Source organism: Pseudomonadota bacterium (genome assembly GCA_023229365.1).
GTDB lineage: Bacteria > Myxococcota_A > Polyangia > JAAYKL01 > JAAYKL01 > JALNZK01.
Genome location: JALNZK010000143.1, coordinates 1 through 10,959 on the forward strand (window position 1 = coordinate 1; position 10,959 = coordinate 10,959).

10 protein-coding genes are annotated in these 10,959 nt (G+C 70.6%); 4 read left to right on the forward strand and 6 right to left on the reverse strand.

Features of this window, described 5'->3' with window-relative positions; translation table 11 throughout:
* The 4 genes from M0R80_27920 to M0R80_27935 all read right to left on the reverse strand — a co-directional run.
* Positions 1-956: hypothetical protein (locus M0R80_27920; protein MCK9463466.1), on the reverse strand; the 956-nt coding region annotated here is incomplete at its 3' end.
* On the reverse strand, positions 935-3,886 hold the full coding sequence (secA, locus tag M0R80_27925; protein MCK9463467.1) for a preprotein translocase subunit SecA: 2,952 nt from the start codon (positions 3,884-3,886) through the stop codon (positions 935-937). The genes M0R80_27920 and secA, both read right to left, overlap by 22 nt.
* 113 nt (positions 3,887-3,999) lie before the next feature.
* Positions 4,000-4,620, reverse strand: a complete 621-nt coding sequence (locus M0R80_27930) for a hypothetical protein (GenBank protein MCK9463468.1) — start codon at positions 4,618-4,620, stop codon at positions 4,000-4,002.
* Positions 4,621-4,633: 13 nt separating this feature from the next.
* Positions 4,634-6,106 (reverse strand): putative metal-binding motif-containing protein, encoded by a 1,473-nt coding sequence (locus tag M0R80_27935; protein MCK9463469.1) that lies wholly within the window; start codon positions 6,104-6,106, stop codon positions 4,634-4,636.
* A 149-nt stretch (positions 6,107-6,255) separates the two neighbouring features.
* Between M0R80_27935 and nth the strand changes: the two genes are divergently transcribed.
* On the forward strand, positions 6,256-6,879 hold the full coding sequence (gene nth / locus M0R80_27940; GenBank protein MCK9463470.1) for an endonuclease III: 624 nt from the start codon (positions 6,256-6,258) through the stop codon (positions 6,877-6,879).
* Here nth and M0R80_27945 read toward each other — a convergent pair.
* A complete protein-coding gene (locus M0R80_27945) occupies positions 6,872-7,438 on the reverse strand; it encodes a methylated-DNA--[protein]-cysteine S-methyltransferase (protein MCK9463471.1) in 567 nt (188 codons plus the stop codon). The genes nth and M0R80_27945 overlap by 8 nt on opposite strands.
* Positions 7,439-7,522: 84 nt before the next feature.
* Here M0R80_27945 and M0R80_27950 point away from each other — a divergent pair, with 84 nt between their 5' ends.
* The gene (locus M0R80_27950) at positions 7,523-8,512 is read left to right on the forward strand and encodes a class I SAM-dependent methyltransferase (GenBank protein ID MCK9463472.1); all 990 of its coding nucleotides are present in this window, start codon (positions 7,523-7,525) and stop codon (positions 8,510-8,512) included.
* A gap of 12 nt (positions 8,513-8,524) precedes the next feature.
* Here M0R80_27950 and M0R80_27955 read toward each other — a convergent pair whose 3' ends face one another.
* Positions 8,525-9,256: a 1-acyl-sn-glycerol-3-phosphate acyltransferase gene (locus M0R80_27955; GenBank protein ID MCK9463473.1), complete on the reverse strand. Its 732-nt coding sequence runs from the start codon at positions 9,254-9,256 to the stop codon at positions 8,525-8,527.
* Positions 9,257-9,494: 238 nt separating this feature from the next.
* Between M0R80_27955 and hisG the strand changes: the two genes are divergently transcribed.
* Positions 9,495-10,358: an ATP phosphoribosyltransferase gene (gene hisG / locus M0R80_27960; protein MCK9463474.1), complete on the forward strand. Its 864-nt coding sequence runs from the start codon at positions 9,495-9,497 to the stop codon at positions 10,356-10,358.
* Positions 10,359-10,369: 11 nt separating this feature from the next.
* Positions 10,370-10,959 (forward strand): aminotransferase class I/II-fold pyridoxal phosphate-dependent enzyme (locus tag M0R80_27965; GenBank protein ID MCK9463475.1); only part of this gene is annotated, 590 nt, incomplete at its 3' end.

The window sequence follows — 10,959 nt, forward strand, 5'->3', positions numbered from 1 at the left end:
ACCATGTCGGCGCAGTGGGCCGCCGCGACGCGATCGAGCCGCGCGTCCCGCGCGAGCGGGGCGAGCCCGAGGCGCTTCCGCGCCGCGTTGACGAGGGTGACGATGCGCGCGTCCGGCGCCTCCGCCGAAGCGCCGCCGTCGTCCGCGCCCGCCGCGATCGTGGGGCGCCCGTCCGGCGGCACGCCGGCGAAGAGCGGGAGGAGAGAGGCGGTCTCGGGTCCGCCCCCGAGATCGACCTGGATCTCGAGCTCGTACCGGCCCCGCCTCTCGAACGGCACCTCGACGGTGAGCACCCCCCCCGAGACCCTCGCGGCCAGCGCGTCCGCGGAGCCGTCCGGCAGCCCGAGGTACGCCCGCGCCGCGCCCGGGGCGCCGGAGACGGTCCCGCTCACGGTGAGCGCGGTGCCGACCTCGCTCGACACGGGGATCGGCGCGAACGACACGGCGCGCTTCGCGCCGACCCACACCACCACGTCGCGCCCCCCCCGGCCCGCCTTTCCCAAGCCGCAGTGCGTCACGTCGCGGCGGTGCTCGGCGACGAACGCGGCGAGATCCTGCAGCCCGGCCTCGAGATCGCGGGTCGCGAACGGCGCGAGCTGGTACTCCGTCCCGCCCTCCGCGAGCACCGCGAAGCGGAGGTGGTCGATCTCCGCCTCGCCCTGCGATCCGGCGGCGGACGCCAGCACGGCGGCGTGCCTCCGGGCGGCGCGGACGAGCCGCTCCTCGATCGCGCAGCCGAGCGGCCCCTCCCCCTCGATCCGCGCGACGATCGCGGCCTCCTCGGCCGTCAGCGCGGCGGGCTCTGCCTCCCCGCCGTAGTGCGCCGCGTAGGGAGCGGAGGTCGTCGGCTTCGCCTCGGCGGGGACGGGCTCCGCGATCCCCGCGGCGCCCCCGCCGCACCTGGCGACGGCGATCGCGGCCGCGAGCGCGATCCCTAGGCGTTCACGCCGTGGCACTTCTTGTACTTCTTGCCCGACCCGCAGGGGCACGGATCGTTGCGGCCGACCTTGGGGGCCTCGCGCTTCTGCGTGGACGGCTTGCGCCGCTCCTGCGGCCCTCCCCCGCCCTCGCCGCCGCGCCCCTCGATGGTCTTCGCCGTGCGGCGCGGCATAGCGATGCGCTGCGCGTCCTCCTGCCGCTCGATCTTCACGTGGAGCGTCTTCTCGAGCACGTTCACCTTGATGTTGCCCATCATCTCGGTGAACATCTCGTACCCCTCGCGCTTGTACTCCTGCTTGGGATCCCGGTTGCCGTAGCCCCGCAGGCCGATGCCGGCGCGCAGGTTGTCCATCGCCGCGAGGTGATCGAGCCACTGCCTGTCGATCTCGCGCAGGTAGAAGTGCCGGAAGGCGGTGAGGAGGACGTCCTTCCCCATCTCCTTCTCCTTGGCGACCACGCTCTGCTCGGCGAGCCCGAACAGCCGCTCGGAGAGATCGTCGATGCTGCGGGAGTCCTTGAGGCTCGGCACCTGGAACGCGAGCTTCCCCTGCACCGCGCGGGCGAGCTCCTCGAGGTTCCAGCCCTCCTCGTTGTTGCCCTGGCAGTACTCGTCGACGAGGCCGAGCAGCACGCCGTCGATGTCGTCGAGGAGGCGCTCGCGCTGCGCCGCGAGGGAGCGCGGGATGAGCCCGACGAGGTGCTCGTACGCCTCCTTGGGATCGCTCGTCGATCGCAGATCCGGCTTGACCCCGAAGAAGGCGTAGACCTGCTCTTCGACCCTGTCCGGGAAGATCTCCACGACGTCGTCGAGGGTCGGCACCGGCAGCGAGCCGTCCGGTCCGGGCGGCGGCGCCTCGCGCAGCCGAGACAGCACGATGACGATCCGCCGGATCGGATCCGCGAGGAGCTTCCGGAACTCCTCGACCTGCTCCTCGGGGACCTCGCGGTCGACCATGCGCTTCTCGACCTCGGCGAGGCTCACGGCCTTGTCCGACGAGCCGACGCCGGCCTCGGTGCGGTACTTGCCCTCGAGCACCTGCTTGCGCAGCGCGTAGATCGTCTTGCGCTGCTGGTTCATGACGTCGTCGTACTCGAGCAGCTGCTTGCGGGTGTCGAAGTTGCGGCTCTCGACCTTCTTCTGCGCGTTCTCGATCGAGCGCGTCACCATCTTGTGCTCGATCGGCACGCCGTCCTCCATCCCGAGGCGGGTCATGATCCCCGCGAGCCGTTCGGCGCCGAAGATCCGGAGGAGGTCGTCCTCGAGCGACAGGAAGAAGCGGGACGTCCCGGGATCCCCCTGGCGGCCCGCACGCCCGCGCAGCTGGTTGTCGATGCGCCGCGACTCGTGCCGCTCGGTCCCGAGGATGTGCAGCCCGCCCGCGCCGATGACCTCCGCGCGCTCGAGCTCGCACTGGCGCTTGTACTCGGCGACGAGCTTCCGGTATCCGGGCGCGTCCTCGTCCGGGTTGATGCGGCCACGCGCCATCATCTCCGCGTTGCCGCCGAGGATGATGTCCGTGCCGCGGCCCGCCATGTTCGTCGCGACCGTGACTGAGCCCTTCCGCCCGGCCTGCGCGATGACGTACGCCTCGCTCTCGTGGTGCTTGGCGTTGAGGACGTTGTGCTCGATCCCCTTGCGCGACAGGATCCTGTGGATCGCCTCGGACTTCTCGACGCTGACCGTGCCCACCAGGACCGGCTGGCCGTGCCCGCGGCAGGCGAGGATCTCGTCCACGATCGCCGTGAACTTCTCCCGCTCGGACTTGTACACGACGTCCTGGTTGTCGTAGCGCACGCATGGCCAGTTCGTCGGGATGACCGTCACGTCGAGCTTGTACGTCTTCATGAACTCTTCGGCCTCGGTCTCGGCCGTGCCGGTCATGCCGGCGAGCTTCCCGTAGAGGCGGAAGAGGTTCTGGAACGAGATCGTGGCGAGCGTCCGGTTCTCCTCGAGGATCGGGACGTTCTCCTTGGCCTCGATCGCCTGGTGCAGGCCGTCCGACCACCTGCGGCCGGGCATCGTGCGCCCCGTGAACTCGTCGATGATGACGATCTTCTGCTCGTCGTCGACCATGTAGTTCACGTCGCGCTTGTAGAGGTTGTGCGCCTTGAGCGCCTGGTTGACGTGGTGCAGGTGATCGATGTTCTCCGGATCGAAGAGGTTGCCGATGGCGAGCGCCTTCTCGACCCGGTCCACGCCCTCCTCGGTCAGCGTGACCGAGAACCCCTTCTCGTCGACGATGAAGTCGGTCTCCTTGCGGAGCCGCGGGATGATGCCGTTGATGGTCGAATAGAGGCTGGACGACGCCTCGGGCTCGCCCGAGATGATGAGCGGCGTCCGCGCCTCGTCGATGAGGATCGAGTCGACCTCGTCGACGATCGCGTAGTTCAGCGCGCGCTGGACGTAGTCGTAGATGCTGAACTTCATGTTGTCGCGCAGGTAGTCGAAACCGAACTCGTTGTTCTGGCCGTACGTGATGTCGGCGAGGTACGCGTCCTGCTTCTCCTTGCGCGACTGGCCGTGGAGCGTGGCGCCGACGGAGATCCCGAGGAAGTTGTAGATGCGGCCCATCCACTCCGCGTCGCGGTTGGCGAGGTAGTCGTTGACCGTGACGATGTGGACGCCCTTGCCGCCGAGCGCGTTCAGGTAGGCGGGGGCCACGGCGACGAGCGTCTTGCCCTCGCCGGTCTTCATCTCGGAGATGCACCCCTCGTGCAGCACGACGCCGCCTATGAACTGCACGTCGAACGGCCGGATCCCGAGGGCGCGGATCGACGCCTCCCGCACGACGGCGTACGCCTCGGGCAGGATGTCGTCCAGCGCCTCGCCGCGCTCGATGCGCCCCTTGAACAGCGCGGTCTGCGCCCGGATCTGCGCGTCCGTGAGCCGCTGGATCCTCGGCTCGAGCGCCGAGATCCGCTCGATGACGGGGCGGATCCCCTTCATCTTGCGCTCGTGGTTGGTCCCGAGGAGCTTCTTGACGATCTTGAGCATGTGTCACCGGCTGCGGAAACCGGCAGACAAGCTAATCCGGCGGGGCTCGAAAAGCAAGAGCGGGGCTACTCCCGACAGGCGCTCGCGCCCCGCTTCGGCGGCTTCGCGGCGAGCCGCAGGGCGGCGTCCGCCGGCAGCTCGGACCGCGGGATGGCGTAGCCGACGTCCGGCGTGTGGTAGCGCCCGTCCTCGTCGCGGCAGACGCTGACGAAGAGCGCCGTCCCGTCCTTCATGGGCTTGTAGCCCGCCTCCGCCATCTCCGCGAACGAGAAGATCTTCGTCTTTCCGCACCCGCGGATCGGCGTCACGACTTCGACCTCGTAGATGAGGTTGACGTAGCCCGACACCGGGACCGGCCCGCCGTCGGGTCCCTCGATGCGCGCGCCCCGGATCTCGACGAGCGCGCTCAGATCGGTCGAGGCGACGTTTCCCCGGACGAGCTCGAGCATCTCGGCCGCCTGCTCCGGATCCGCCTGCGGTGCGGGCGCGGGATCCGGCTCCTGCTGCGCGACGGGCTCCTGCTGCGCGACGGGCTCCTGCTGCGCGATGGGCTCCTGCTGCGCGGCAGGTTCCGGCTGCAGATCCGGTTGTGCCTGTGGATCGGGCGCCGTCGTCGATGCGGGCGGGGCGCCGCCGCAGGAGAGAAGGCAGAAGGACAACGTCCCCAAAGCGGCGATGGCTCTCAACTCCTCGCCCCGCCTACTCGATCGGGTGGGTGCCGGGCTCGACCGGCTGGGTGTGCCAGCGGAAGTTGTCGATGATCACCTCGGAGTCGTAGATGTGGTCGCCGGTGTCGTGGACGTGGAACCGGAGCTGGAACGACTCGCCCGGCAGGACCGCGGCGGTCGTCATCAGCCACTCCGTGGAGGAACCGTACGCCGAGCTGTCGGTGCCGGAGCTCGACGCGCAGGAGAAGCCGGTCCCGGCGATGCTGAAGTCCGAGTAGCCGGAGGGGCAGCCGCCGTACCAGCAGCACTCCGAGTAGGAGTTGTTGACGGCGATGTAGCAGCAGTGGCCGTACGGGTGGGTCGGGCACGCGGCCGAGTCGATGAAGTCGTAGTACCCGCCGGACGCGGTGTCGCGGCACGCCGTGAAGTTGATGACGTCGTCCACGCTGCCGGTCGAGGGGCCGTTCATGATCGCGTAGAACTTGTCGTTGAACGTCGTCCCGATGAAGTCGTCGTACTCCGCCGAGAAGAAGATGTAGTCGAACGAGAAGCCGAGCGCGTTCGACGGCGCGCGCAGGGAGAGCACGAGCTCGACGGCGTCGTACGCGGTGCTCGTGTCCCACGGGTCCGTGTACGACGAGCCGGCCAGCGAGGTCGACCGCCCGCCCGTGGTCTGGAGCGCCGTGCCGCTCGACAAGAGGGTGTACGAGCCGTTCTTCCTCGCGTTGAGGTTCGCCGGGGTGCCGAACTTGGTCACGGCCTGCGTGGCCGGATCGAGCATCGTGCCGGCCGTGACGCCGCTCGGGCTCGCCATGCTCCCGCCGAAGTAGAACAGGCTCTCCCACTCGTAGATGCAGACGTCGATGGCGCACACGAGGTTCGTGATCTCGTTGCCGGTGCCGCCGCACGCGCACGTCTCCACCTCGTCGGTCGAGCCGTCGCAGTCGTTGTCGACGCCGTCACCCGTCTCGTCCTCGCCGAGATCCTCGATGGCCTCCGGGTTGACGAACTCGTTCCCGTCGTCGCAATCGCCGTCGATCGTCGAGTAGCCGTCACCGTCGAGGTCGAGCTCCTGCCACGGCGGCTCGTCGATCGCGCCGTCGCAGTCGTCGTCGTAGCCGTTCCCGTCATCCTCGATCGCGCCCGGGTAGACGTCCGGGTTCGTATCGTCGCAGTCGAACGGCAGGCACCAGCCGTCGCCGTCCGCGTCCGTGCACTCCGCGGGCGGATCGGTGTCGGAGTCGGAGTCCGCGTCCGTGCCGCCGTCGGCGTCCGAGTCCGAATCCGTGTCCGAATCCGTATCCGTGTCCGAATCCGTGTCCGAATCCGTGTCCGAGTCCGAATCGACATCCGTGTCGGCGTCGGTATCCGAATCCGTGTCGCCGTCCGAGTCCGAGTCGGTGCCGGGCGTGAACCCTCCCTCGCCGCCGCCGCCCTCGCACGCGACCGCGGCGAGCGCCACTGCGAAAACCCCGGCGAGCAGAACCTTCATCGTCGAGAGCATCGCACCCTCCGTCTTCGGCCGCCCTCGCCACCCGCGCGCGGCCGACGTTGTCCGACTCGTCTATTAGTGCGCGGCATCCTCCGCCATTTATGATATCGGGATCATACTCTGTTTTATCGATTTTTACGCGACGGTTGTAAGCTCGGCCCATGGACCGGAAGAAGACGGCGCGCCGCATCGCCGCGGTGCTCGATCGGATGTACCCGGACCCGGTCGCTCCCCTGCGCCGGGAGGACCCGTACGCCCTGCTCGTCGCCACGGTGCTCTCCGCCCAGTGCACGGACGTCCGCGTCAACGCCGTGACGCCGGCCCTGTTCGCGCGCGCTTCGACGCCGGAGGCGATGGCGCGCCTCCCTCGGGAGGTGATCGCCGACCTGATCCGACCGTGCGGGCTCACGAAGGCGAAGTCCAAGGCGATCTCGGAGCTGTCCGCGATCCTCGTCGCGCGGTTCGGGGGGCGGGTGCCGGAGAGCTTCGCGGAGCTCGAGTCGCTGCCGGGCGTCGGGCACAAGACCGCGAGCGTGGTCATGGCGCAGGCGTTCGGCGCGCCCGCGTTCCCGGTGGACACCCACGTCCACAGGCTGGCGCGCAGGTGGGGGCTCTCTTCGGGCAGCTCCGTCGCCGAGACCGAGCGCGACCTCAAGGGGCTGTTCCCCGAGCGGGCGTGGCACAAGATCCACCTGCAGATGATCCTGTTCGGCCGCGAGCGCTGCAGGGCCCGCGGGCACGATCCGGCCGACTGCCCGATCTGCTCCTTCGCCGCGCCTAGATAGCGGCGCCCTCCAGCGCGAGGAGCCGCGCCTTCCAGCCCGCAGGCCCCGACCAGCCGCCGAGCCCGCCGCCGGCCGGGACGACGCGGTGGCACGGGACGAAGATCGGCGTCGGGTTCGCGCGCATGGCCGCGCCGACCGCGCGCGCAGCGTCCGGATGTCCGGCGAGCCGCGCGCGCTCGCCGTAGGTGACGGTCGCGCCGCACGGCACCCTCGCCAGCGCGCGGTACACGTCCCTTCGGAACGGTGTGAGGCGGCTCGTGTCGATCGGGGTCGACAAGGCGGTCACCTCGCCGCTCAGGTAGCGCCGGAGCTCGATCCCCGCCGCGATGGCGCGCCTTCGCCCACCCACGCCCAGCGCGAACCCGCGCTCGGACAGGCGGCGCTCCAGCTCGGCCGCGCCGAAGCACGGGAACAGCACCGCGACGACACCGCGCCGCGACGCGAGGACGCCGAACGTCCCCGCCGCCGTCGGCACCGCGAACCCCGCGACGCCCTCTCCCCCTGTCGCGCTCGGCCCGTCCCCGAGCTCGGCGCGCGCCGGCCAACGTTCGAGCCTCATGCCGAGAGTATGCGCGATCGGCGCCGCGGGTTGCGGAAAAAACGAAAACGCGGGATCAGTCTCGCGAGGCGACGAGGAGGGCGAATGGCCGCCGATCGCGAGACGTGGGAGCGCCAGGCCGAGATGCTGGTGAACCGGATCCGCAAGAACCGGCGCCGGCTCGGCCCGTGGCTGAAGGCGGAGGGGATCTCCTGCTTCCGCCTGTACGATCGCGACATCCCGGAGCTGCCGCTCGTCGTCGACTGGTACGAGGGCCGCCTCCACGTCAGCCACCTCTCGCGCGACGACGGCGCCGATCCGGAGGCGCCGGCGCCGGCCGCGCCCGGGGCGCTCTCCGCGCGCGCGGAGCACCTCGCGGCGAGGGTCGCCGCCGCGCTCGACGTCCCCGCCGATCAGATCCACTTGAAGCGGCGCGACAAGGCGCCGGGGGGCACGCAGTACGATCGCCTCCGCCGCAGCGGGCGGGAGATCGAGGTCGGCGAGGGGGGACACCGCTTCCTCGTGAACCTCTCGGACTACGTCGACACCGGCCTCTTCCTCGACCACCGGATCACCCGCCGCCTCGTGGCCGCGGAGGCGCGCGGCAGGCGGTTCCTCAACCTGTTCGCGTACACCGGCTCGTTCACCGTGTACGCCGCGGCCGCGGGCGCGGCGTCGACGACGACGGTGGATCTCTCGCAGCGCTACCTCGACTGGGCGGAGCGGAACCTCCGCCTGAACGGCCTCGCCGGGCCCGCGCACCGCCTCGTCCGCGACGACGCGATCGCCGCGCTGGAGGACGGCCGTGTCGCCGGCGGGTACGAGCTCGTCGTCGTCGATCCGCCGACCGTCTCGAAGAGCAAGAGGATGCGGCGACCGTTCGACGTGCAGGGCGATCACGCGGCCCTGCTCCGCAGCGTCCTCGGCGTCACGGCGCCTGGCGGCGTCGTCTACTTCTCCACGAACCTGCGCCGCTTCGCGCTCGACTTCGATCCGCGCGGCGCGGCGGAGATCGAGGATATCTCGGCGAAGACGATCCCGCCCGACTTCCGCGACCCCAAGACCCACCGCTGCTTCCGGATCGTCAAGCGGTGAAGGCCGGCGCGGTCAGCCCCGCCGCGGGTACTCCGGATCCAGGCGCGCGGCGATCGCGGCGCGGGTCCGCTCGACGAGCGCGTCCATCTTCTTGCGGTCGTGCCCGGCCGTCTCGATAGGCTCGCCCACGATCATCTGGATGGGTCCCGAGTGGAACGCCATCGACCGCTTGTCCGGCAGCAGGCGCCACGAGCCGTTCACGGTGACCGGCAGGATCGGCAGGCCGTTCCGCACCGCGAGCAGGAACCCGCCGCTCTTGAACTCGCGGATGGCGCCGTCGTCCGAGCGCGTGCCCTCGGGGAACACGGCGATGCTCACGCCCTTGGGGAGCCTCCGCGCCGCGGCGTCCATGCTGCGCAGTGACCGCTTGGGGTTCGAGCGATCGATGAACACGTGCCGCGCGGCCCACAGCGCCCACCCGAAGAGCGGCACGTACACGAACGACTTCTTGATCACCCACCGGAACTGCAGCCCGAGCCCGAGCATGAGCGCCGGGATGTCGAAGAGCGACTGGTGGTTGGACATGATGATGTACGAGCGCGAGGCGTCGACGCCGGGGTTGTGCACGACCTCGAGCCGCACGCCGCAGACGACCGTCGCCCACCACGTCCAGCCCTGGCACAGGCGGAACGCGAGCCGCCCGCTCGGGCCGACGAACCCGGCGAGCGAGATCGGCGCGAAGAACACCATCGAGGCGAGCGCCCACCAGAGCACGATCCAGGCGGCCTTGAGCCTGTCGAGCATGGGAAGAGTTCTAGCAGAAGTCGTGTGATCTTGACTCGCGGAACTTCGTGGCGTAGTAATCCGCTCATGACGACGCGCTCGGCCAGACGCCACCATCATCACGGCCCCTCTCGGGCTGGGTGACGGCGGTGTAACCGAAGCAGCGATCAAACACCCCGACGCCGGCCCTGAGCCGGCGTTTTCGTATCCACGACAAACAAACCGGTTCGGGCCTCGCGCGGGGAGAGGAGGACCGGAAATGACATCGACACAACTGCGCCTCGCCCTCCCGAAGGGCCGCATAAAGGAAGGCGTGCTCCGCCTCATCGAGGACGCGGGGATCGGCTGGCGCGCCTCGGAGCGCGAGTACCGGCCCGCCCTTTCAATCCCCGGCTTCGAGGTGAAGCTGCTCAAGCCGCAGAACATCGTGGAGATGCTCGCGGCCGGATCGCGGGATCTCGGCTTCGCGGGCGCGGACTGGGTCGCCGAGCGCGAGGTCCGGCTCGTCGAGCTGCTGGACACCGGCCTGGACGCGGTGCGCATGGTCGCCGCGGCCCCGGCCGAGCTGCTCTCCGGCGGCCGGCTGCCCGGGCGCCGCCTCGTTGTGGCGTCCGAATACGAGAGCCGGACGCGGTCGTGGATCGCCCGCGCCGGCCTCGACGCGCGCTTCGTGCGCGCGTACGGCGCCACCGAGGTCTTCCCGCCAGAGGACGCGGACCTTATCGTCGACATCACGGCGAGCGGCAACACGCTGCGCGCGAACGGGCTCGTCGTCGTCGAGGAGCTGATGACCTCCTCGACCAGGCTGTACGCGAGCCCCCTCGCCATGGACGACCCCGGGAAGCGGCGGCGGATCGAGTGCCTCTCCCTGGTGCTCTCGTCGGTGCTCGAGGCGCGGCGGCGCGTCATGATGGAGGTGAACGTCCCGGCCGACAGGCTCGCGGACGTCGTCGCGGCGCTCCCGTGCATGCGGGAGCCCACGCTCTCCCCGCTCCACGGCGGCGGCGGTTACGCGGTCAAGGCGGCGGTGCCTCGGGGGCAGCTGCCCGAGCTCATCCCGCTCGTGAAGCAGCGCGGCGGCACCGACATCGTCGTGACCCGGCTCGCGCAGATCGTGCCGTAGGGGAGGCGGAGATGCGCACCGAAACGACCTTCGTCCCCACCCCCGGCAGCGCGGCCGCGGCGTACGCGCCCAGGCCGCCCGCGGGCCCGGCGACGCTCGCGCTCGACGCGAACGAGGGGCCGGCGCCGCCGCCGTCCCTGCTCGATGCGCTTCGCGCCGTCGGGCCGGAACAGCTCCGGCGCTACCCGAGCGCGCGCCCCCTCGAGGGGCTCCTCGCCGAACGGCTCGGCGTGCCCGCGGAGCGCGTCGTCGTGACGGCGGGCGCCGACGACGGGCTGGAGCGGGCCGCGCGCGTCGCGCTGTGCGCGGGGCGTGAGGCGATCCTGCCGGTGCCGACGTTCGAGATGCTCGAGCGCTACGTCCGGGCCAGCGGCGCGGACGTGGTGCGGATCCCCTGGCTGGAGGGCGCGCTGCCGACCGACGAGATGGCGCGGGCGGTGACGCCGAGGACGTCGTTCGTCGCGGTCGTGTCGCCGAACAACCCGACCGGCCTCGTCGCGTCTCAAGGCGATCTCGCGCGCCTGTCGGACGCCGCGCCGGCCGCGCTCCTCGCCGTGGATCTCGCGTACGCGGAGTTCGCGGACGTGGATCTCACGCGGGC